Consider the following 21478-nt stretch of genomic DNA (forward strand, 5'->3'; position numbering starts at 1 on the left):
CGTGCGGCGCGGCGGAGGAGGCGGCGGCGTGGACCTTCGGGCCGAGGTGGTCATCGTCGGCGGCGGGGTGATGGGCACGAGCATCGCCTGGCACCTGGCGCGTGCCGGAGTCCGCGACGTCGTCCTCGTCGAACGGGACGAACTCGCCGCCGGCTCCACCTCGAAGGCAGCGGGCGGGGTGCGGGCGCAGTTCTCCGACGAGCTGAACATCCGGCTGGGGGCGCGCAGCCTGGAGGCGTTCGGCCGGTTCGAGCAGGAGGTCGGACAGGACATCGGGCTGCACCGGGCCGGCTACCTGTTCCTGCTCTCCACGCCCGGGCAGGTGGCCTCCTTCGAGGCGGGGGTGCGGCTGCAGAACTCCCTCGGGGTGCCCAGCCGCCTGCTCACCCCCGAGGAGGCCCGCCGGCTCTCCCCGCTGGTCCGCACCGACGGCCTGCTGGCCGCCGCGTACTCACCGGACGACGGCCACTGCACCCCCGAGGCGGTCGTCCACGGCTACGCGACCGCCGCCCGCGCCCACGGCGCCCGCGTCCTGCGGCACACCGAGGTCACCGGCATCGAACTGCGCGGCGACACCGTCACCGCGGTCGCCACGACCCTCGGCCGGATCGCGACCGGCACCGTGATCTGCGCGGCCGGCGCCTGGTCCCGCGCGGTCGGCGCCATGGTGGGCGTGGAGCTGCCGGTACGGCCGCTGCGCCGGCAGATCGCCGTCACCGGACCGGTGCCGGGCCTGCCGCCCACGCTGCCCATGACCATCGACTTCACCACCAGCCTGTACTTCCACCGCGAGGGCCCCGGCCTGCTGCTCGGCATGTCCGACCCCGACGAGCGGCCCGGCTTCGCCACCGACACCCACGAGCGGTGGATCCCGCGACTCGCCGAGGCGATGCGGCAGCGCGCCCCCGCCCTCCTCGACGCGCCCCGCACGGGCGGCTGGGCGGGCCTGTACGAGAACACCCCCGACCACAACGCCCTGATCGGCGAGGCGCCGCACGTGTCCCGGTTCCTGTACGCGACCGGCTTCTCCGGGCACGGCTTCCTCCAGGGGCCCGCCGTCGGCGAGGTGATCCGCGACCTGTACCTCGGCCGCGTACCCTTCCTGGACATCAGCCCGCTGAGCGCCGGCCGGTTCGCGGCCGACGCCCCGCGCCCGGAGGCCAACCTGGTATGACCGAGCTCCACCTGTGGCTGCGCCACGAGCCCCGTACGACCGAACGGCGCACGCCCGTCGTCCCCGCCGACGCCCGCCGCCTGGTCGACAGCGGGGTCACGCTCACCGTCGAGGAGTCCCCGCAGCGCATCTTCCCCACCGAGGAGTACGAGGCGGCCGGCTGCCGCCGCGCCCCGGCGGGCTCCTGGGCGGCGGCACCCCGCGACGCCGTGATCCTCGGCCTCAAGGAACTCCCCGACGAACCGGACGGGTTGGTCCACCGGCACGTCTTCTTCGGGCACGCCTACAAACACCAGCCGGGCGCCGCCGGGCTGCTGCGCCGGTTCGCGGCCGGCGGCGGGGCGCTGCTCGACCTGGAGTACCTGGTGGACGACGAGGGCCGCCGGCTCGCCGCCTTCGGCTACTGGGCGGGATATCTGGGCGCCGCGCTCGCCGTGCTCCAGCACCGCGGCCGGCTGGCGGCACCGCTCACCCCCACGACGAAGGACGACCTGGACGCCGTACTGCGCCCGGCGGCCGGGGACGCGGAGTTCACGGCGCTGGTGATCGGCGCCCTCGGGCGCAGCGGGCGCGGCGCGTCGGCGGCCTTCGGCACGGCGGGTGTCGAGGCGACGCGCTGGGACCTGGCGGAGACCCGCGACCTGGACCGGCGGGCCCTGCTCGGGCACGACGCGATGGTGAACGCGGTCCTCGCCACCAGCCTGGTCCCGCCGTTCCTGCGCGAGGAGGATCTGGACTCCCCGGACCGCCGGCTGCGCACCCTGTGCGACGTCACCTGTGACGTCGGCGGCCCGTTCAACGTCCTGCCGGTCTACGACCGCACGACCGACTGGGCCGAGCCCGTGCGCCGTCTGCGCGCGGAGCCGCCGCTGGACCTGATCGCCATCGACAACCTGCCGTCGCTGCTGCCCCGGGAGTCCAGCGTCGACTTCTCGGCGGCCCTGCTGCCGCAGCTGCTCGCCTTCGGCCCGGGCGGTGCCTGGGGCCGCTGTCTCGAACGGTTCCACCAGGCCTGCCGTGAACTCGGCGTCCACCAAGGGGAGTCGCGCCCATGACCGACCGTGTCCCGGCGAGCGGAACCGTCCACTGGATCGGCGCCGGACTGTCCACCGGCAGCGGGCTCGCCGCCCTGTGCCGTACGGCCGGCCGGGTGCTGCTGTGGCACCGCACCGAGGACCGCGCGGCCGGGGCGCTGGCCGGCCTGGGCCTGACGGGACGGGCCGAGCCCCGCGCCCTCACCGCCCCGGCCGCCCTCGCCGCCGCGCTGGAGCCCGGCGACGTCGTGGTGTCGATGCTGCCGGCGCCGGAGCACGCCGGGCTGCTGGCCGTCTGTGTGCGGGCCGGGGCGCACTTCGCCTGTTCCAGCTACGTCTCGCCGGAGCTGCTGGCGCACGCGGGGGCGGCACGGGCGGCGGGCCTGGTCGTGCTGACCGAGACCGGCCTGGACCCGGGCATCGACCACCTCTTCGCGCACAGCCTCATCGGCCGGGCCCGGGCGCGCGTCGGCGAGCACACCCCGGCCACCTACCGGCTCACCTCGTACTGCGGTGGCGTCCCGGCCGTGCCGAACGACTTCCGCTACCGCTTCAGCTGGGCGCCGCTCGGTGTGCTGGGCGCCCTGCGCTCACCCGCCCGGTACCTGGAGGACGGCGTCGAGACCACGGCCGACCGGCCCTGGGAGGCGACCCGCCCGCTCGTCCTGGACGGCGAGACGTTCGAGGCCTACCCCAACCGCGACAGCATCCCCTTCGTCGCCCAGTACGGGCTGCCCGCCGCGTGGACCCCGCGCACCTTCGTCCGGGGCACCCTCCGGCTGGACGGCTGGCTGAAGGCGTGGGAGCCGGTCTTCGAGGAGCTGACGGCGGGTGACGACGAGCGGATCGCCGGGCTGGCACGGCGGCTGGCGGCGGCCCACCCGACCACGGACGCCGACCGGGACCGGGTGGTGCTCTCCGTCTCCCTCACGGTCGAAGCGGGCGAGGGCCGGCCCTGGACCGGCACCTACCTGCTCGACCTGACCGGTGACGCCGAGGAGTCCGCGATGGCCCGCTGCGTCTCCCGCCCGCTCGCCCTCGGCGTCCGGCACATCCTGGACGGCAGCCTGCGGGCCGGACTGCACCGGGCCGCGGGGTCCGCCCAGCGCGCGGACCGGTGGCTGGCCGAACTCGCCGATGACGGAATGGAGTTCACCCTGACCCTGGGCCAGTAGCCGGCCGCCGGGTCAGTCCCTCACCGCCTCGTGCACCAGCCGCCGCAGCTCGGGGAAGACCTTCAGTTTCTTCGGGCGCACCTGGCTCATGAACTGCACGGTCAGGTCGTGGGCCGGGTCGACCCAGAACGCGGTGGTGGCCACGCCGGTCCAGCCGTACGTGCCCAGGCGGGACGGGGCCAGGGTGCGGGCCGGGTCGGTGACGACGGAGACGTTGAAGCCGAAGCCGAGGCCGTCCATGGCCGGTTCCCGGTGGACCGGGGCGCCGAAGGAGCGGATGGTGGCCCCGCCCGGCAGCTGGTTGCGGGTCATCAGGGCGAGCGTCCGCGGGGCCAGCAGCCGTACGCCGTCCAGCTCGCCGCCGCGGCGCAGCATCTCCATGAACCGGTGGAAGTCGTGCGCGGAGGAGACCAGGCCGCCGCTGCCGGACAGGAACCGCGGCCGGCCGCGCACCGGCAGGCCCGGCACCGGTTCGATCCCGCCCTCGTCCGTCTCGCCGTACAACTCGGCCAGTCGGGGCGCCTGTTCGGGCGTGATGTGGAAGCCGGTGTCGGTCATGCCGAGCGGGCCGAGGATCCGCTCGGCGAAGAACGCGTCCAACGGCCGCCCCGAGACCACCTCGACGACCCGGCCCAGCACGTTGGAGGCGACCGAGTAGTTCCACTGGGTGCCCGGGTCGGCCTGCAACGGCATGCGCGCGTAGACCTCGACGGTCTCCGCGAGGTCCTTGCCCGGCGGCACCGAGTACTCCAGACCCGCATCGCGGTACAGCGCGTCCACCGGGTGGCGGTGGTAGAAGCCGAAGGTCAGGCCCGCGGTGTGGGTGAGCAGATGCCGGATCAGGATGGGACCGGCGGCCGGGCGGGTGCGCACGCCGGCGCCCGAACCGTCCACGTACACACGGGGGTCGGCGAAGGCGGGCAGATGACGTTCCAGCGGGTCGTCCAGGGACAGCCGGCCCTCCTGCACCAGCAGCAGCACCGCGACCGCGGTGACCGGCTTGGTCATCGAGTAGATCCGCCACAGCGTGTCCGGTTCGACCGGCAGTCCGGCGGCCACGTCCCGCAGACCGTACGTGGTCAGGTGCGCGACCCGGCCGCCGCGCGCCACGGCCACCAGGCAGCCGGGCAGGCGTCCCGCGTCGACGTGCTCGGCGAAGTGCCGGTCCAGGCGGTCCAGCGCCTCGGCGTCCAGCCCCGCCTCCGCCGGCTCCACATCCTGTCGCAGCGGTCCCATCGCTCTCCTCCGGTCGCGTCGTCCGCGATGCGTCCCGACTCCCTGCGCGGGCCCGCACCCACCTCTCATCGTCGCGCAGGACCGCCGGCCGGGACGGGCCCATCCGGGGTGTGTGTGATCGATTCGACGCCGAGCGTGGGCGCGGGGGAGCACCGGCCGGGGCGGCCGCCCGTGGGCCGGTCGACGTGCGGGCGGGGTGTTGGGCCTACCTCTCGCGCCGGTCCTTCTCAGGGGTGCGGGGGCGCACCGGCAGGTGCCGGTGTCCGCGGGGTGTCTGTGAGCGGGGGCGTGCTCGCCGCCGGCGGGGCGGGGCGGGCGCGGGCGGGCAGCGCGAGGGCCGCCGGGACGGCGAGCGCGGTCAGGGCGGCCAGGGCCAGCAGGGTCGGACCGGTGCCCGTGCCCAGCAGGGCGGCCGCACCGGCCACGCCCACGGCGGGGCCGACGTTCAGCGCGGTCTGCTGCAACCCGCCCGCGACCCCGGCCACCGTCACCTCCGCCCGGCGCACTATCACCTGTGTGGCCGCCACCATCACCGTGCCGAACCCGGCGCCCAGCAGCGCGAAACCGCACCCGAGCGCGGGCGTCCCGCCGGCCCCGGACAGCACGAGGACGCCCAGTGCGAGCACCGCCGTCGCCCCCGCCGTCGTCGCCCGCGCCCCGCACCGGCGCAGCAGGACGGGGCACAGCGAGGCCGAGGCGACCATGAGCACGGCCAGCGGCAGGCTGCGCAGGGCGCTGTCGAACGGCGCGAGGCCGAGGTGGCGCTGGAGGACGTACGTGGCGACGAACAGCGTGCCGAACAGGGACGCGGAGACGGCGACCAGGATACCGAGCGCCGCCCCGACCGCACGGGAGCCGATCACCTCCGGCGGCAGCAGCGGACTCGCCGTACGCCGTTCGTGCCGGACGAGGACGGCGGCCGTCACCGCGGACAGGGCGAGGCCCGCGCCGGAGACCGGCCGGGCGGTGACCGCGTACACCAGGCCGGCCAGGGTCACCGCGAGCAGGGCGGCCCCGGGCAGGTCCAGCGGGGTGCGGGCGGGTGCCGGGCGCCGCTCCGGGCGGAGCAGAGCGGGCAGCCCGAAGGCGAGCGCGGGCGGCACGTTGACGAAGAACACCGCCCGCCAGCCCAGGCCGGTCACGAGCGCCCCGCCCACCAGCGGTCCCGCTGCCGCCGCCAGCCCGATCGCGGCGGTCCGCACGGCCAGCGGCGACGCGAGCCGGTCCGGCGGGTAGGCGGCCCGCAGCATGCCCAGCGTGGCCGGTTGCAGCAGTGCCCCGAACACGCCTTGCACCGCCCGCAGTCCGATCACCCACCCCACCCCGGGCGCGAGGCCGAGGCCGGCCGAGGCGGCGCCGAAGCCCAGCACGCCGAGCCCGAACAGCCGCCGCTGCCCGTACCGGTCACCGAGCCGCCCCGCGAACACCAGCAGGCTCGCCACCGCGACGAGATACGCGGTGCTGGTCCACTGCACCTCGGCGAACGACGCGTCCAGCTCCCGTTGCAGACTGGGCTGGGCGACGGTGAGGACCGTACCGTCCAGCGCGACGACCACCGCGCCCGCCACACTGCTCGCCAGCGTCCAGGGCCGGTTCACCGGCCGTCCCCGCCAGCGCCCAGGTGCGCGGCGAGGACGGTGTCGAGCAGCGGGCCGACGTCCTCCTCGCCCAGCGCGAGTTGGAGGCTGCGCCAGCGCCACAGCTGGGCCGTTCCGTGCAGGTTCGCCCACAGGGCGCCCGCCACCCGCCGGGCGTCGGCATCCGGGTCCGCGTCGCCGACCAGCCGCGCCAGCAGGGTGAACAGCGGAAGGCTCGTGTCCCGCAGGCCCAGGTGACCGCTCTCCAGCAGGTCGTGACGGAACATCAGCTCGTACATGCCCGGTTGCTCCAGCGCGAACTCCAGGTACGTCCGCGCCAGCGCCGCCACTTGGGCGCGTGGCCCCGCGGGCTGCTGTTCCAGCGCCTCGTGCGCCCGTGCGCCCAGCTCGGTGAAGCCCCGCCGGGCGATGGCGGAGAGCAGTTCCCGGTGGGTGGGGAAGTAGCGGCGCGGCGCCCCGTGGGACACGCCCGCGCGCCGGGCGATCTCCCGCAGGGTCAGCGCCTGCGGGCCCTCGGCGGCCAGCAGCTCCACGCCCACGTCCACCAGCCGGGCCCGCAGGCCCGCGTCGGCATCGGTCATGGGCCGTGTCTACCAGGCGTGCGTAGACACTGTCTACTTCCTCGTCGGCGGCGGGGGAATGCGCGGGGAACCGCCGTGGGTTGACCGGGGTATGACTCAGGACTCCTCGCAGGACGCGCTGCTCGGCCTCCTCTCCGCGGGACACGCCGGCGTACTGGTCACCCTCAGGCGCGACGGCCGCCCCCAGCTGTCCAACGTCAGCCACGCCTACTACCCCGACGAGCGGATCATCCGGATCTCGGTCACCGACGACCGCGCCAAGACCCGCAACCTCCGCCGGGACCCGCGCGCCTCGTACCACGTCACCAGCGACGACCGCTGGGCGTACACCGTCGCCGAGGGCACGGCCGAGCTGACGCCGGTCGCCGCCGACCCGCACGACGAGACCGTCGAGGAGCTGATCCGGCTCTACCGGGACGTCCTCGGCGAGCACCCGGACTGGGACGACTACCGGGCCGCGATGGTGCGTGACCGCCGCCTGGTGGTACGGCTGCGCGTCGAGCGGGCGTACGGCATCCCGAAGGGCTGACCCGGCGGCGGTCCCGCGGCCGCCCGCCCGCTCACGGCGCCTCGGCGGTCCGTGTCTCGACCGCCCGCAGGACGGCGACCATGTCCTCGCCGCCGTACCCCTGCGCCACCGTCTCCTCGAACAGGGCGTGGCAGACGTCGAGGAGCGGGGAGGCGATACGGGCCTTGCGGGCGGCCTCGGCGATCAGCCGGTTGTTCTTGAGCACGTCCAGCGCCGCCGCCTGCACCGAGAAGTCCCGCTCGCGCAGCTTGGGCGCCTTCATCCGGGACACCGCGCTGGCCATCGGGCCCGCGTCCAGGACGTCCAGGAACAGCCGGCGGTCCAGGCCCTGCCGCTCGGCGAAGTGGAACGCCTCGGTCAGCCCGGTCACCTGGGTGATCAGGAAGATGTTCACCGCCAGCTTCATCAGCAGCGCACCCGGCACCGCACCGCACGCGAAAGCCTCCCGGCACACCGGTGCGAGCAGCGGCCGTACGGCGGCCACGGCGGCCTCCTCCCCGGCGAGCATGGCCACCAGCTGCCCCTGCTCCGCCGGCACCCGGGACCCGGAGACGGGTGCCTCGACATACCGGCCGCCGGCGGCGCGGATCTCGGTCTCCAGGGCGTGGGAGTACTCCGGCGAGGTCGTGCCCATGTGGACGACGGTCCGGCCCGCCACCCGCGCGGCCAGCCCGGGCGTGCCCCGGCCGAGGACCTCGTCCGTCGCCGCCTCGTCGGCGAGCATCAGCAGCACCACCTCGGCCCGCGCGAACACCTCGCCGACGTCCGCGGCGACCTCGGCGCCGGCCGCGCGCAGCGGCTCCGCCCGCTCCGGGGTCCGGTTCCAGACCACCAGGGGTGTGCCGGCCGACGCCAGGCGCAGGGCCATGGGCCGCCCCATCACTCCGAGACCGATGAATCCGACGTGCATGGCTGGCCGCCCTCCGCGCCACGGGCCGACTATGACAACGGTCATAGTAGCCGCCGCTATGACGCCGGTCATAGAGTGGCGGGCGGAGGAACGGAGGTCGACGATGACGCAGGCGCGGCGCGGACCACGGGAGCGGATGGTGTTCAGCGCGGCTCAGCTCATCCGGCGGCAGGGGGTCACCGCGACGGGCATGCGCGAGGTCGCCGCGCACGCGGACGCACCGCGCGGCTCCCTCCAGCACTACTTCCCGGGCGGCAAGGAGCAGCTGGTCAACGAGGCGGTCGCGTGGGCCGGCCGGTACGCGGGCAAGCGGGTCGCCCGCTTCCTCGCGGGGCTCGACCGGCCGACGCCGAGCGGCCTCTTCGCGGCGATGGCCGCGCAGTGGACCGACGAGTACGCGGCGGACGGCTTCGCGGCGGGGTGCCCGGTCGCCGCCGCCACCGTCGACTGCGCCACGTCCGGCGACTCGACCCGTCAGGCGGCGGCCACCGCGTTCGCGACCTGGCGGGGCCCGGTCGCCGAGGCGTTGACGGACATGGGCGTCCCCCCGGCCCGCGCCGATTCCCTGGCCACCCTCATGATCAGCGCGCTGGAGGGGGCGATCCTGATGGCACGGGCCGAGCGGGACGTACGACCCCTCACGGCGGTCGTGGAGGAACTGGGCCCCCTGCTGGACGCCGCCACGGGCCCCGGAGACGAGGGCCGCCGCACCCGCCGTGAAACCTAGCCGGCCGCCCGGTCCGCCGTCAGATAGGCGATCACCATGTCACCGAGCATGGTCCGGTAGTGCTGACGCCGCGCCGGGTCCACCAGGTCCCGGCCGAACAGGGCGCCGAACGTGTGCCGGCTCGCGACCCGGAAGAAGCAGAACGAGCTGATCATCGCGTGCAGGTCGACCGCGTCCACGCCGGCCGTGAACAGCCCGGACTCCTGCCCGGCGGCGAGGATGCGGCGCATCACCTCCAGCGCCGGGGAACCGATCCCGCCCAGCTTCTCGGAGGCCGCGATGTGCTCGGCGCCGTGGATGTTCTCGATGCTGACCAGCCGGATGAAGTCAGGGTGCCGCTCGTGGTGGTCGAAGGCCAGCTCGGCCAGCCGCCGGATCGCGGCCACCGGGTCCAGGTGGTCCACGTCCAGCTCCTGCTCGGCGTCCCGGATCACCCCGTACGCCCGCTCCAGCACGGCCGTGAACAGCTGCTCCTTGCCGCCGAAGTAGTAGTAGATCATCCGCTTCGTGGTACGGGTGCGGGCGGCGATCTCGTCCACCCGGGCGCCGTCGTAGCCGGCCCGCGCGAACTCCTGCGTGGCCACGTCGAGGATCTCGGCCTTGGTGCGGGCGGCGTCGCGCACCCGCCCACCGGGTCGTACCGGTTCGTCGGCGCTGGTCATCGCTGTCCTTCGGGCCGTGAGGCGCCGCGGCGGCGCGCTCGTTCGCGTGCCGGTGATTGTAGAAGCAGGGTTCCGGCGCCCGACGGCGGTCTCGTCCACCCCTGCGGGCAGCTCCGCCGCCCGCGCCTTCCGGGCGGACGGCTGCCGCCGGTACCGGCCGGCCGCCACGACGGCCTCGCCGGTGCGGCCGGCGGCCCGGCACGCGGTGCGCGGCCTCACTGGCGGCTGACCGCGCGGGTGACGCCGGCGATCACCGTGGTCGCCAGGATCCAGCCGGTGAGGACGAGGACGTAGGCGAGCACCTGGTAGCCGCCGCGCGGTGCGAACGCGGAGTCCTGCCCGAAGGAGATCACCGGCAGCAGCAGGTCGAGCGTGTAGAACACCGGCTGGAACGGCGGGGCCTCGCCCGCCTTCAGCGGCAGCGGGTGGTGCAGTGCGAAGGCGACGGAACCGGTCGCGAGCAGTGACAGCAGCCAGCCGGCGGCGCGCAGCGGCCGGAAGCCGTAGCCGACGGTGACGTCCTGGACCAGGCCCCACAGCCGGCCGTACCAGGGGAGCGTGCGGCGGTGCCGGCGCTGCTTGGCGAGCTGCACCAGCCGGGCCGCGTGGTCGTCGCCGACGCGGCGGTAGGCGGCCGTCAACTGCTCGTAGGCGTGCGGGCTGTAGCCGTCGCGGTCCCGCTCCAGCACGGGCAGCCGGCGCTCGGCGGGTTCGTGCGGGACCAGGGAGGTGTACGACAGGTGGTTGAGGAGCACCTCGCCGGGCGCGCACTCCGGTTCCAGGAACAGGACGTCGATCTGGGCGCGGCGCAGGTTGAGGGCGCCGTCCATGGGCGGCCCCTTGCGCAGCCACAGCTCGCCGATGGCCGCGCTGCTGGCCCGCAGCGCCGAACCCCCCGGATGGGACAGGGCGGTGTACGACAGGTCGAGCCGCCCGGCTATACGGGCGCCGCGCAGGCCCACCGAGCCGCGCACCCGCGCGTACCGCACCAGCATGTCGCCGCCGACGGTGAAGGTCTCCGCCTCCAGCGCGGCGTCACCGGGGTTGCCGAGCCGTGCCTCGCCGAGGTTGACCGATCCGGCGACGGTCGCGCCGCTCAGCCGTGTCTGCCCGCGGGTGCGCAGCCCCGGCGCCCACAGGTCGGCGCCGATCGCGGCCTGGTTGAGCTGGAGCACCGGCTCCCGCGCGTCCGGCGCGGCCACCTCGGCGCCCTCCAGGTACAGGCTGCCGGCGATCCGGGCGCCGCCCAGCCGCACGATCCCCGTGCACCGGGCCCGGGTCAGCCGCACGGCACCGTCGACCTGCACGGTGTGGGCGACCAGTCCGGGCAGGACGGACTCGCTGAGGTTGAGTTCGCGCAGCCGGGCGGCGTGGTACCGCGGGGCCTCCTCGAAGTGGCAGTGCCGCAGCCGCACCGGGTGGTCGACGGTCGCGTACTGCAGGTCCAGCCGGCCCGTGATCCGGGCGCCCGCCAGACTGAGCGCGGCCGTCTCGCCGTCCTGCCGCGGCCCGCCGAGGAGCAGTGCCCGCACCACCCGGGCCCGTACGGTCCGTCCGGCGCCCCAGTCCGCCCCGTCGGCGGGGTCCTCGTCGGGTGACTCCCGGAAGTCCACGGCCTCCCCGCGCGGGAAGGCCCGCCACAGCCGTTCCTCGGCCGCCGTCAGATCGCTGATCTCCACCAGCGGGACTCTCACCCGAGGGGCGGTCGGCTGTCAATCCGCCCGCCCGGGCAGGGGGTTGAACGCGAAGGCCCCCGGTTCCGCTGTCGGCGGACCGGGGGCACACGGCTGTGCGGTGCCGGCTACGGCCGGACGTTCCACTCCGTGATCACCGGGCGGTCGTGTTCCGTCGACAGACGGCTGACCGTGCCGGTGGCCAGCTGGAACAGCCGGCCCTCGGCGGGCGGCAGGCCCAGCCGGCGCGCGGTGAGGACGCGCAGGAAGTGGGCGTGGGCGACGAGGACCACGTCGCCCCCGGCCAGGGCCGGGGACAGGCGGGCCAGGACCCGGTCGGCGCGGGCGCCGATCTCCTCCGGCGACTCGCCGGGGTGCCCCTCGGGTCCGGGCGGCACACCGTCGGTCCACAGGTCCCAGTCGGGCCGGGAACGGTGGATCTCGACGGTGGTGACGCCCTCGTAGCCGCCGTAGTCCCACTCGTGCAGGTCGGGGTCGGGGACGACCCCGGGTATGCCCGCCAGTTCGGCGGTGCGCAGGGCGCGGCTCAGCGGGCTGGCGAGCGCCAGGGCGTAGGTCCGGCCGGTGAGGAGCGGGGCGAGGGACTTGGCCTGTTCCTCGCCGTGCTCCGTGAGGGGCAGGTCGGTCCAGCTGGTGTGCTGTCCCGACAGGCTCCACTCCGTCTCACCGTGGCGGACCAGCAGGAGGTCCCCCACGGCAGGTCAGTCCTTCTTCTCGACCGCGTGGCCGCCGAACTGGTTGCGCAGCGCGGCGATCATCTTCATCTGCGGGGAGTCGTCCTGCCGCGAGGCGAACCGGGCGAACAGGGAGGCGGTGATCGCGGGCAGCGGCACGGCGTTGTCGATGGCCGCCTCGACGGTCCAGCGGCCCTCGCCGGAGTCCTCCGCGTAGCCGCGCAGCTTCTCCAGGTGCTCGTCCTCGTCCAGGGCGTTGACCGCGAGGTCCAGCAGCCAGGAACGGATGACCGTGCCCTCCTGCCAGGAGCGGAACACCTCGCGGACGTTCTCCACCGAGTGCACCTTCTCCAGCAGCTCCCAGCCCTCGGCGTAGGCCTGCATCATGGCGTACTCGATGCCGTTGTGGACCATCTTGGAGAAGTGCCCGGCACCGACCCGGCCCGCGTGGACGTAGCCGTACGGGCCCTCCGGCTTGAGCGCGTCGAAGATCGGCTGGAGCCGGTCCACGTTCTCCTTGTCGCCGCCGACCATGAGCGCGTAGCCGTTCTCCAGGCCCCACACACCGCCGGAGACACCGGCGTCGACGAAGCCGATGCCCTTGATGCCGAGCGCGGCGGCGTGCTTCTCGTCGTCCGTCCAGCGGGAGTTGCCGCCGTCGATCACGGTGTCGCCGGGGGACAGCAGGTCGCCGAGTTCGTCGACGACGGTCTGGGTGGCCGTGCCGGCCGGGACCATCACCCACACGTGGCGGGGCGCGTCGAGCTTCTCGACCAGTTCGGCGAGGCTCTTGACGTCGGAGACCTCAGGGTTGCGGTCGTAGCCGATGACGGTGTGGCCGGCGCGGCGGATCCGCTCGCGCATGTTGCCGCCCATCTTGCCGAGACCGATGAGACCGAGCTGCATGATCAGTTCTCCGATGCGTTCTTGAGAGTGCGGTAGGCGGCGACGAGGGCCGTGGTGGACGGGTCGAGACCCGGCACGTCCGCGCCTTCGGTGAGGGCCGGTTCGACGCGCTTGGCGAGGACCTTGCCCAGCTCGACGCCCCACTGGTCGAAGGAGTCGATGTTCCACACCGCGCCCTGGACGAACACCTTGTGCTCGTAGAGGGCGATCAGCTGGCCGAGCACCGACGGGGTCAGCTCGGCGGCGAGGATCGTCGTCGTGGGGTGGTCGCCGCGGAAGGTGCGGTGCGCGACCTGCTCCTCGGCCACGCCCTCCGCGCGGACCTCCTCGGCGGTCTTGCCGAAGGCGAGCGCCTGGGTCTGGGCGAAGAAGTTGGCCATCAACAGGTCGTGCTGGGCCTTGAGTTCCTCGCTCAGCTCGCCGATGGGGCGGGCGAAGCCGATGAAGTCGGCCGGGATGAGCTTGGTGCCCTGGTGGATCAACTGGTAGTAGGCGTGCTGGCCGTTGGTGCCCGGGGTGCCCCAGACGACCGGGCCGGTCTGCCACTCCACCGGGTTGCCGTCGCGCTGCACCGACTTGCCGTTGGACTCCATGTCCAGCTGCTGGAGGTAGGCGGTGAACTTCGACAGGTAGTGCGAGTACGGCAGCACCGCGTGGGTCTGGGCGTCGTAGAAGTTGTCGTACCAGATGCCCAGCAGGCCGAGCAGCAGCGGCGCGTTGGCCTCGGCGGGCGCGGTGCGGAAGTGGTCGTCGACGATCCGGAAGCCGTCCAGCATCTCGCGGAACCGGTCCGGGCCGATGGCGATCATCAGGGAGAGGCCGATGGCGGAGTCGTAGGAGTACCGGCCGCCGACCCAGTCCCAGAACTCGAACATGTTGTCCGGGTCGATGCCGAACTCGGTGACCTTCTCCGCGTTCGTGGACAGCGCCACGAAGTGCTTCGCCACGGCCTTCTCGTCGCCGTCCAGGCCGTCCAGCAGCCAGGAGCGGGCGGAGGTGGCGTTGGTGATCGTCTCGATCGTGGTGAACGTCTTGGACGCCACGATGAACAGCGTCTCGGCCGGGTCCAGGTCGCGGGTGGCCTCGTGCAGGTCGGAGCCGTCCACGTTCGACACGAACCGGAACGTCAACTCCCGCGCGGTGTACGGGCGCAGCGCCTCGTAGGCCATCGCGGGGCCGAGGTCGGAGCCGCCGATGCCGATGTTGACGACGTTCCTGATGCGCTTGCCGGTGTGCCCGGTCCACTCGCCGGAGCGGACCCGCTCGGCGAAGCCGGCCATCTTGTCGAGCACGGCGTGCACCTTCGGCACGACGTTCTCGCCGTCGACCTCGACCACCGCGTCGCGGGAGGCGCGCAGCGCGGTGTGCAGCACCGCACGCCGCTCGGTGAGGTTGATCCTCTCGCCGCGGAACATGGCGTCCCGCAGCGCGAACACGCCGGTGGCGGTGGCGAGTTCCTGGAGCAGGGCCAGGGTCTCGTCGGTGATCAGCTGCTTGCTGTAGTCGATGTGCAGGTCGCCGACCCGCACGACGTACCGCTCGGCGCGGCCGGGGTCCGCCGCGAACAGCTCGCGCAGGTGCGGCTGGCCCTGGGCGCGGTGGTCGGCGAGGGCCGTCCACTCGGGCCGGTGGGTGAGCTTCGGGTACTCGGCCATCTCAGGCGTTCTCCTTGGTGCCCTCGCCCTGGAGGGCGATGGCGTACATCTCGTCCGCGTCGAGGCGGCGCAGTTCCTCGGCGATGAGTTCGGAGGTGGGGCGGACCTTCAGGGCGAGGGTGCGCGGCGGCTGGCCCGGCAGGGTCAGCGTGGCCAGCGGGCCCTCGGGGCGGTCGACGACGATCTCGCCGTTCGCGGTGCCGAGGCGTACCGTCGTCACGAACGGGCCGGCGCTGTGCACCCGGTCCACCGGGACGCCCAGGCGGACCTGGAGCCAGCGGGCGAGCAGCTCGGCGCTGGGGTTGTCGGCCTCGGCCTCGACGGCGGCCGAGGTCACCTTCACGCGGGCCTGGTCCAGGGCGGCGGCCAGCATCGAACGCCACAGGGTCAGCCGGGTCCAGGCGAGGTCGGTGTCGCCGGGGGCGTAGGTGCGGGCCCGGGCGTCCAGGACCTCCAGCGGCCGCTCGACGGCGTACAGGTCGGTGATCCGGCGCTGGGCGAGCGCGCCCAGCGGGTCCTTGGCCGGGGCCTCGGGCGCGTCCACCGGCCACCACACGACCACCGGGGCGTCCGGCAGCAGCAGCGGCAGCACCACCGAGTCGGCGTGGTCGGACACCTCGCCGTAGGTGCGCAGCACCACCGTCTCGCCGGTGCCGGCCTCGGAGCCGACCCGGACCTCGGCGTCCAGCCGGGAGTGGGTGCGGTCGCGCAGGGTGCGGGCCTGCCTGCGGATGACGACCAGGGTGCGCGAGGGGTGCTCGTGCGAGGCCTCCTCGGCCGCCTTGATCGAGTCGTAGGCGTTCTCCTCGTCCGTGACGATGACCATCGTCAGGACCATGCCCACGGCGGGCGTCCCGATGGCGCGGCGGCCCTGCACCAACGCCTTGTTGATCTTGCTTGCCGTGGTGTCGGTCAGGTCGATCTTCATGGCCTGCGCCAGCTCCGTCCGTCTCGTGCGAGCATCTCGTCGGCTTCACTCGGTCCCCAGCTGCCCGACGCGTACTGCGCCGGCCTGCCGTGCGACGCCCAGTACTCCTCGATCGGGTCGAGGATCTTCCAGGACTCCTCCACCTCCTGGTGACGGGGGAACAGGTTGGCGTCGCCGAGCAGTACGTCCAGGATGAGCCGCTCGTACGCCTCCGGGCTCGACTCGGTGAACGACTCGCCGTAGGCGAAGTCCATCGACACGTCCCGGATCTCCATCGACGTGCCCGGCACCTTGGAGCCGAACCGCACGGTCATGCCCTCGTCCGGCTGGACGCGGATGACGATCGCGTTCTGCCCCAGCTCCTCGGTGGCGGTGGAGTCGAACGGCGAGTGCGGGGCCCGCTTGAAGACCACCGCGATCTCGGTGACCCGGCGGCCGAGCCGCTTGCCGGTGCGCAGGTAGAAGGGGACGCCCGCCCAGCGGCGGTTGTCGATGCCCAGCTTGATCGCGGCGAAGGTGTCGGTCTTCGACTTGGGGTCGATGCCGTCCTCCTGGAGGTAGCCGACGACCTTCTCGCCGCCCTGCCAGCCGGCCGCGTACTGGCCGCGCACGGTGTGCCGGCCCAGGTCCTCCGGCAGCCGCACCGACTTGAGCACCTTCAGCTTCTCGGTGAGCAGCGCCTCCGCGTCGAACGCGATCGGCTCCTCCATGGCGGTCAGCGCCATCAGCTGGAGCAGGTGGTTCTGGATGACGTCCCGGGCGGCGCCGATGCCGTCGTAGTAGCCGGCCCGGCCGCCGATGCCGATGTCCTCGGCCATCGTGATCTGCACGTGGTCGACGTACGACCGGTTCCAGATCGGCTCGTACATCTGGTTGGCGAAGCGCAGCGCCAGGATGTTCTGGACGGTCTCCTTGCCGAGGTAGTGGTCGATGCGGAAGACCTGGTCCGGCTCGAACACCTCGTGCACGATCGTGTTCAGCTCACGCGCGCTGTCCAGGTCGTGCCCGAACGGCTTCTCGATGACCGCGCGCCGCCAGGAGCCCTCCGGCGGGCTGGCCAGGCCGTGCTTCTTCAGCTGCTGCACGACCTTCGGGAAGAACTTCGGCGGCACCGAGAGGTAGAAGGCGAAGTTGCCGCCGGTGCCCCGGGAGGAGTCCAGCTCGTCGACGGCGTCCTTCAGCTGCTTGAACGCGGTGTCGTCGTCGAAGTCGCCGGGGATGAACCGCATGCCCTCGGCGAGCTGCTGCCACACCTCCTCGCGGAACGGGGTGCGGGCGTGCTCCTTCACGGCGTCGTGCACGACCTGCGCGAAGTCCTGGTCGGCCCAGTCCCGGCGGGCGAACCCGACGAGGGAGAAGCCCGGCGGCAGCAGACCGCGGTTGGCCAGGTCGTACACGGCCGGCATCAGCTTCTTGCGGGACAGGTCACCGGTCACTCCGAAGATGACCAGGCCCGACGGCCCGGCGATGCGGGGCAGCCGGCGGTCCTGGGCGTCCCGCAGCGGGTTCACCCAGTCGGCGGCCGGGGCCACCGGCACGCGCACCTCCTCGGGTGCGGGCGCCTGGGCGGGTGCGTTCTCGGTCATCGGGCGTCAACTCCCTTGCTCTTCAGGGACTTCGCAACGGCGTCCAGGAGGTCCTGCCAGGCCACCTCGAACTTGGCGACACCCTCGTTCTCCAGCTGCCGGACGACCTCGTCGTAGGAGATGCCGAGCCGCTCGACGGCCGCCAGGTCGGCACGGGCCTGCGCGTAGCCGCCGGTCACCGTGTCACCGGTGATCTCGCCGTGGTCGGCGACCGCCTTGAGCGTGGCCTCCGGCATGGTGTTGACGGTGCCCGGCGCGACCAGCTCGTCCACGTACAGGGTGTCCTTGTACGCGGGGTCCTTCACACCGGTGGACGCCCACAGCGGGCGCTGCTCGTTCGCCCCGTCCGCGGCGAGCGCCGCCCAGCGGCCGGACGCGAACACCTCCTCGTACGCCTCGTAGGCGAGGCGGGCGTTGGCGAGGGCCGCGCGGCCCTTGAGGGCGAGGGCCTCGTCGGTGCCGAGGGCGGTCAGCCGCTTGTCGATCTCGCTGTCCACGCGGGAGACGAAGAAGGACGCCACGGAGTGGATCGTGGCGAGGTCCACGCCCCGCTCGCGGGCCTTCTCCAGGCCGGCCAGGTAGGCGGCCATGACCTCGCGGTAGCGCTCCAGCGAGAAGATCAGGGTCACGTTGACGCTGATGCCGAGCCCGATGACCTCGGTGATCGCCGGCAGACCCGCCTTGGTCGCCGGTATCTTGATCATCACGTTGGGCCGGTCGACCAGCCAGGCCAGCTGCTTGGCCTCGGCGACGGTGGCCTCGGTCTCGTGGGCGAGCCGGGGGTCGACCTCGATGGAGACCCGGCCGTCACGGCCGCCCGAGGCGTCGTACACCGGACGCAGGATGTCGGCGGCGTCCCGCACGTCGGCGGTCGTCATCATCCGTACGGCCTCGTCGACCGTCACCCCGCGTACCGCGAGGTCGGTCAGCTGCTCCTCGTAGCCCTCACCGGAGCCGATGGCGGCCTGGAAGATGGAGGGGTTGGTGGTGACACCGACGGCGCTTCCGCTCGCCACCAGCTCGGCGAGGCTGCCCGAGGTGATCCGCTTGCGGGACAGGTCGTCCAGCCAGATCGACACGCCCTCGTCGGCGAGGCGCTTGAGGGCTCCCGGGGTCGGGATTGCTTCGGTCACTGTGCTCATCTCTCTTTATGTGCGTCTTCGGTGCGTCGGTGTGCTTGGTGTGCTTGGTGGTGCGTCGGTGTCAGGCGCGCGTGGCGGCCAGCGACTCGCGGGCCGCCGCGGCGACGTTCTCGGGGGTGAAGCCGAACTCGGCGAACAGGGTCTTGGCGTCGGCGGAGGCACCGAAGTGCTCGAGCGAGACGATGCGTCCGGCGTCTCCGACGAACCGGTACCAGGTCAGGCCGATGCCGGCCTCGACGGCGACCCGGGCCTTCACGGCCGGCGGCAGCACCCGCTCGCGGTACTCGCGCGGCTGCTCCTCGAACCACTCCACGGACGGCATGGACACCACGCGCGTGCCGATCCCCTCGGCCTCCAGCCGCTCCCGCGCGGCCACGGCCAGCTGCACCTCGGAGCCCGTCGCGATGATGATCACCTCCGGGACCTCCGTCGAGGACTCGCGCAGCACGTAGCCGCCCTTGGCCGCGTCCGCGTCCGGCGCGTACACCGGCACGCCCTGGCGGGTGAGCGCGAGCCCGTGCGGGGCGGGGTGCGTGGCGTGCCTCTTCAGGATCTCGGCCCAGACGATCGCGGTCTCGTTGGCGTCCGCCGGGCGGACGACGTTCAGGCCTGGAATCGCGCGCAGCGAGGCCAGGTGCTCGACCGGCTGGTGGGTGGGCCCGTCCTCGCCGAGGCCGATGGAGTCGTGCGTCCACACGTACGTCACCGGCAGCTGCATGAGCGCCGCCATCCGGACGGCGTTGCGCATGTAATCGGAGAACACCAGGAAGGTGCCGCCGTAGATCCGGGTGTTGCCGTGCAGGGCGATGCCGTTCATCTCCGCGCCCATGGAGAACTCGCGGATGCCGAAGTGCACGGTACGGCCGTACGGGTCGGCCCCGGGCAGCGGGTTGCCCTCCGGCAGGAAGGAGCTGGTCTTGTCGATGGTGGTGTTGTTCGACCCGGCGAGGTCGGCGGAACCGCCCCACAGCTCGGGGAGGACCGGGCCGAGCGCCTGGAGCACCTTGCCGGAGGCGGCGCGGGTGGCGACGGACTTGCCCTCCTCGAAGACCGGGATGCTCTCCTCCCAGCCCTCGGGCAGCTCGCCCTTGCTGACGCGGTCGAACAGCGCGGCCCGCTCGGGGTTGGCGGCACGCCACTCGGCGATCCGCTTGTCCCAGGCCGCATGCGCCTCGGCACCCCGGTCCAGGGCCCGCCGGGTGTGCTTCAGGACCTCGTCGGCCACCTCGAACGTCTGCTCCGGGTCGAACCCGAGGAGGCGCTTGGTGGCGGCGATCTCGTCCTCGCCGAGCGCCGAGCCGTGGGAGGCCTCGGTGTTCCGGGCGTTCGGGGCCGGCCAGGCGATGATCGTGCGCATCGCGATGATCGAGGGCCGCCCGGTCTCGGCCTGGGCGGCCTTCAGCGCGGCGTGGAGGGCGGGGACGTCGATGTCACCGTCGGCGGTGGGCGCGACGCGCTGGGTGTGCCAGCCGTAGGCCTCGTACCGCTTCAGCACGTCCTCGGAGAAGGCGGTCGCGGTGTCGCCCTCGATGGAGATGTGGTTGTCGTCGTAGACGAAGACCAGGTTGCCCAGCTTCTGGTGGCCGGCGAGCGAGGAGGCCTCGGCGGAGACGCCCTCCTCCAGGTCGCCGTCGGAGACGATGGCCCATACGGTGTGGTCGAAGGGGGAGGTGCCGGCGGGGGCCTCCGGGTCGAACAGGCCGCGCTCGTAGCGGGCGGCCATCGCCATGCCGACGGCGTTGGCGACGCCCTGGCCGAGCGGGCCGGTGGTGGTCTCCACGCCCGCGGTGTGCCCGTACTCGGGGTGGCCCGGGGTCTTCGAGCCGTGCGTGCGGAAGGCCTTCAGGTCGTCCAGCTCCAGCTCGTAGCCCGCGAGGAACAGCTGCGTGTAGAGGGTCAGCGAGGTGTGGCCGGGGGAGAGGACGAACCGGTCACGGCCGGTCCACTCCGGGTCGGCCGGGTCGTGTCGCATCACCTTCTGAAAGATCGTGTACGCGGCAGGCGCCAGGCTCATCGCGGTGCCCGGGTGTCCGTTGCCCACCTTCTGCACCGCGTCGGCCGCCAGAAGTCGGGCGGTGTCCACGGCGCGCCGGTCGAGGTCGGTCCACTCGAAGCTCTCGGAAGTCTGCGTAGTCATCTTCAAGAAGTCCTCGTTCAGTGCGGGATGGCTGGCCGGACGCGTTCAAACTTAAAAGTCTGACTTTTTCTGGGAAAGGTCCGGGTGTGTCAGCCTGTGGTGAATCTGGGACAGTGATCACGCGACAGAGATAGGACGAATCGGGCATGACGGGCGTAAGACACCAAGCTGAGGGTGACGTGATCAGAACGTTCCCCTTCCCGGCCGATCTGGCCGTCGGCGGCGTCGGCATGCAGATCGGCCCGATGGGCACCGACCACCGCTGGCACGTCGACGCCCCCCTGCACCGCGTCCACCGTATCGACTTCCACGTGGTCATGCTCTTCACCGGCGGCCCGGTACGGCACATGATCGACTTCGCCGAGTACGAGGCCACGGCCGGCGACCTGCTGTGGATCCGTCCCGGACAGGTCCACCGCTTCTCCCGGGACTCCGTGTACCGCGGAACCGTCCTGACCATGCAGCCCGGCTTCCTGCCCCGCGCCACCGTCGAGGCCGCCGGCCTGTACCGCTACGACCTGCCGCCGCTGCTGCACCCCGATCCCGCGCAGCTGGCCGCGCTCCACGCGGCCCTCGACCAGCTGCGCCGCGAGTACGAGGACACCGAGACGCTCCCGCCCGGCCTTCACACGGCCGTCCTGAGGCACAGCCTGACCGCGTGCCTGCTGCGTCTCGCCCACCTGGCCGCCAGCGCGGCCGAGACCTCAGGGCAGCACGCCGACAGCACCTTCACCCGCTTCCGGGACGCCGTCGAGCGGGGCTTTCCGACCAACCACAGCGTCAGCGCCTACGCCGACGCCCTCGGTTACTCCCGCCGGACCCTCGTCCGCGCCGTCCGCGCGGCCACCGGCGAGACACCCAAGGGCTTCATCGACAAGCGCGTCGTCCTGGAGGCCAAGCGCCTCCTCGCCCACACCGACCTGCCGATCGGCCGCGTCGGGGTGGCCGTGGGGTTCCCGGACGCGGCGAACTTCTCCAAGTTCTTCCACCTGCACACCGGCCAGACACCGGTGGCGTTCCGGGCGGAGCTGCGCTGAGCGCCCGCGCGGACGAGGATCTCGGCCGGTGCCCTCCGCGCGGGCACGGCCGGTGGGGCCCTCATGACGGCGGCGCCGGGGGCCGGCGTCCAC

At 73.2% G+C, this 21478-nt stretch carries 19 protein-coding genes; 6 read left to right on the plus strand and 13 right to left on the minus strand.

Annotation, left to right across the window (positions count from 1 at the left end; genetic code table 11):
- The first annotated feature begins 28 nt into the window (after positions 1-28).
- The 3 genes from AB0946_RS37285 to AB0946_RS37295 are packed head-to-tail and all read left to right on the plus strand — an operon-like array spanning position 29 to position 3383.
- Positions 29-1174 carry an FAD-binding oxidoreductase gene (locus AB0946_RS37285; RefSeq protein ID WP_366765161.1) on the plus strand — a complete coding sequence of 382 codons (1146 nt, stop codon included), beginning with the start codon at positions 29-31 and terminating at the stop codon, positions 1172-1174.
- On the plus strand, positions 1171-2229 hold the full coding sequence (locus AB0946_RS37290) for a saccharopine dehydrogenase (protein ID WP_366765162.1): 1059 nt from the start codon (positions 1171-1173) through the stop codon (positions 2227-2229). The genes AB0946_RS37285 and AB0946_RS37290 overlap by 4 nt, the downstream gene beginning before the upstream one ends.
- Positions 2226-3383, plus strand: coding sequence for a saccharopine dehydrogenase C-terminal domain-containing protein (locus AB0946_RS37295; protein ID WP_366765163.1), 1158 nt, complete (start codon positions 2226-2228; stop codon positions 3381-3383). The genes AB0946_RS37290 and AB0946_RS37295 overlap by 4 nt, the downstream gene beginning before the upstream one ends.
- Positions 3384-3395: 12 nt before the next feature.
- Here AB0946_RS37295 and AB0946_RS37300 read toward each other — a convergent pair whose 3' ends face one another.
- From AB0946_RS37300 to AB0946_RS37310, 3 genes are all read right to left on the minus strand, one after another.
- Positions 3396-4619 carry a serine hydrolase domain-containing protein gene (locus AB0946_RS37300; protein ID WP_366765164.1) on the minus strand — a complete coding sequence of 408 codons (1224 nt, stop codon included), beginning with the start codon at positions 4617-4619 and terminating at the stop codon, positions 3396-3398.
- 227 nt (positions 4620-4846) lie between these two features.
- On the minus strand, positions 4847-6217 hold the full coding sequence (locus AB0946_RS37305; protein ID WP_366765165.1) for an MFS transporter: 1371 nt from the start codon (positions 6215-6217) through the stop codon (positions 4847-4849).
- Entirely contained in the window at positions 6214-6798 is a 585-nt protein-coding gene (locus AB0946_RS37310) for a TetR/AcrR family transcriptional regulator (RefSeq protein ID WP_366765166.1), read from the minus strand. The genes AB0946_RS37305 and AB0946_RS37310 overlap by 4 nt, the downstream gene beginning before the upstream one ends.
- Before the next feature lie 91 nt (positions 6799-6889).
- Between AB0946_RS37310 and AB0946_RS37315 the strand changes: the two genes are divergently transcribed.
- On the plus strand, positions 6890-7327 hold the full coding sequence (locus AB0946_RS37315; RefSeq protein WP_366765167.1) for a PPOX class F420-dependent oxidoreductase: 438 nt from the start codon (positions 6890-6892) through the stop codon (positions 7325-7327).
- 31 nt (positions 7328-7358) lie between these two features.
- Here the strand turns inward: AB0946_RS37315 and AB0946_RS37320 are convergent, their stop codons facing one another.
- The gene (locus AB0946_RS37320) at positions 7359-8237 is read right to left on the minus strand and encodes an NAD(P)-dependent oxidoreductase (RefSeq protein WP_366765168.1); all 879 of its coding nucleotides are present in this window, start codon (positions 8235-8237) and stop codon (positions 7359-7361) included.
- Positions 8238-8340: 103 nt separating this feature from the next.
- Between AB0946_RS37320 and AB0946_RS37325 the strand changes: the two genes are divergently transcribed.
- A complete protein-coding gene (locus tag AB0946_RS37325) occupies positions 8341-8964 on the plus strand; it encodes a TetR/AcrR family transcriptional regulator (RefSeq protein WP_366765169.1) in 624 nt (207 codons plus the stop codon).
- On the opposite strand, the gene AB0946_RS37330 is transcribed toward AB0946_RS37325, so the two are convergent.
- The 9 genes from AB0946_RS37330 to tkt form a co-directional block, all read right to left on the minus strand.
- Positions 8961-9626, minus strand: coding sequence for a TetR/AcrR family transcriptional regulator (locus tag AB0946_RS37330; protein ID WP_366765170.1), 666 nt, complete (start codon positions 9624-9626; stop codon positions 8961-8963). The two genes, AB0946_RS37325 and AB0946_RS37330, sit on opposite strands and share 4 nt — an antisense overlap.
- Positions 9627-9841: 215 nt before the next feature.
- Positions 9842-11305, minus strand: coding sequence for a membrane-associated oxidoreductase (locus tag AB0946_RS37335; RefSeq protein WP_366765171.1), 1464 nt, complete (start codon positions 11303-11305; stop codon positions 9842-9844).
- 122 nt (positions 11306-11427) lie between these two features.
- On the minus strand, positions 11428-12015 hold the full coding sequence (locus AB0946_RS37340) for a histidine phosphatase family protein (protein ID WP_366765172.1): 588 nt from the start codon (positions 12013-12015) through the stop codon (positions 11428-11430).
- A 6-nt stretch (positions 12016-12021) separates the two neighbouring features.
- Positions 12022-12900, minus strand: coding sequence for a phosphogluconate dehydrogenase (NAD(+)-dependent, decarboxylating) (gnd, locus tag AB0946_RS37345; RefSeq protein WP_366765173.1), 879 nt, complete (start codon positions 12898-12900; stop codon positions 12022-12024).
- 2 nt (positions 12901-12902) lie between these two features.
- Positions 12903-14555 carry a glucose-6-phosphate isomerase gene (gene pgi, locus AB0946_RS37350; protein WP_366765174.1) on the minus strand — a complete coding sequence of 551 codons (1653 nt, stop codon included), beginning with the start codon at positions 14553-14555 and terminating at the stop codon, positions 12903-12905.
- 1 nt (position 14556) lies between these two features.
- Positions 14557-15483, minus strand: a complete 927-nt coding sequence (gene opcA, locus AB0946_RS37355; protein WP_366765175.1) for a glucose-6-phosphate dehydrogenase assembly protein OpcA — start codon at positions 15481-15483, stop codon at positions 14557-14559.
- Complete coding sequence (gene zwf, locus AB0946_RS37360; protein ID WP_366765176.1) at positions 15480-17069, minus strand: glucose-6-phosphate dehydrogenase; 1590 nt, start codon at positions 17067-17069, stop codon at positions 15480-15482. The genes opcA and zwf overlap by 4 nt, the downstream gene beginning before the upstream one ends.
- Positions 17066-18211, minus strand: a complete 1146-nt coding sequence (gene tal, locus AB0946_RS37365; protein WP_366765177.1) for a transaldolase — start codon at positions 18209-18211, stop codon at positions 17066-17068. Before tal ends, zwf begins: the two co-directional genes overlap by 4 nt.
- A 61-nt stretch (positions 18212-18272) precedes the next feature.
- Positions 18273-20348: a transketolase gene (tkt, locus tag AB0946_RS37370; protein ID WP_366765178.1), complete on the minus strand. Its 2076-nt coding sequence runs from the start codon at positions 20346-20348 to the stop codon at positions 18273-18275.
- A 146-nt stretch (positions 20349-20494) separates the two neighbouring features.
- Here tkt and AB0946_RS37375 point away from each other — a divergent pair, with 146 nt between their 5' ends.
- Entirely contained in the window at positions 20495-21385 is an 891-nt protein-coding gene (locus AB0946_RS37375) for an AraC family transcriptional regulator (protein ID WP_366765179.1), read from the plus strand.
- The last annotated feature ends 93 nt before the right edge of the window (positions 21386-21478 follow it).

The organism is Streptomyces sp. NPDC046870 (assembly GCF_040704595.1).
Taxonomy (GTDB): domain Bacteria; phylum Actinomycetota; class Actinomycetes; order Streptomycetales; family Streptomycetaceae; genus Streptomyces; species Streptomyces argyrophylli.

Bases quoted from the DNA above. Each gene is read 5' to 3' on its own strand.
- AB0946_RS37320 (WP_366765168.1), bottom strand. From the start codon at position 8,237: ATGCACGTCGGATTCATCGGTCTCGGAGTGATGGGGCGGCCCATGGCC.
- AB0946_RS37325 (WP_366765169.1), top strand. From the start codon at position 8,341: ATGACGCAGGCGCGGCGCGGACCACGGGAGCGGATGGTGTTCAGCGCG.
- AB0946_RS37375 (WP_366765179.1), top strand. From the start codon at position 20,495: ATGACGGGCGTAAGACACCAAGCTGAGGGTGACGTGATCAGAACGTTC.
- tal (WP_366765177.1), bottom strand. From the start codon at position 18,211: ATGAGCACAGTGACCGAAGCAATCCCGACCCCGGGAGCCCTCAAGCGC.
- AB0946_RS37300 (WP_366765164.1), bottom strand. From the start codon at position 4,619: ATGGGACCGCTGCGACAGGATGTGGAGCCGGCGGAGGCGGGGCTGGAC.
- opcA (WP_366765175.1), bottom strand. From the start codon at position 15,483: ATGAAGATCGACCTGACCGACACCACGGCAAGCAAGATCAACAAGGCG.
- AB0946_RS37330 (WP_366765170.1), bottom strand. From the start codon at position 9,626: ATGACCAGCGCCGACGAACCGGTACGACCCGGTGGGCGGGTGCGCGAC.
- gnd (WP_366765173.1), bottom strand. From the start codon at position 12,900: ATGCAGCTCGGTCTCATCGGTCTCGGCAAGATGGGCGGCAACATGCGC.
- tkt (WP_366765178.1), bottom strand. From the start codon at position 20,348: ATGACTACGCAGACTTCCGAGAGCTTCGAGTGGACCGACCTCGACCGG.
- AB0946_RS37295 (WP_366765163.1), top strand. From the start codon at position 2,226: ATGACCGACCGTGTCCCGGCGAGCGGAACCGTCCACTGGATCGGCGCC.
- pgi (WP_366765174.1), bottom strand. From the start codon at position 14,555: ATGGCCGAGTACCCGAAGCTCACCCACCGGCCCGAGTGGACGGCCCTC.
- zwf (WP_366765176.1), bottom strand. From the start codon at position 17,069: ATGACCGAGAACGCACCCGCCCAGGCGCCCGCACCCGAGGAGGTGCGC.
- AB0946_RS37290 (WP_366765162.1), top strand. From the start codon at position 1,171: ATGACCGAGCTCCACCTGTGGCTGCGCCACGAGCCCCGTACGACCGAA.
- AB0946_RS37315 (WP_366765167.1), top strand. From the start codon at position 6,890: ATGACTCAGGACTCCTCGCAGGACGCGCTGCTCGGCCTCCTCTCCGCG.
- AB0946_RS37310 (WP_366765166.1), bottom strand. From the start codon at position 6,798: ATGACCGATGCCGACGCGGGCCTGCGGGCCCGGCTGGTGGACGTGGGC.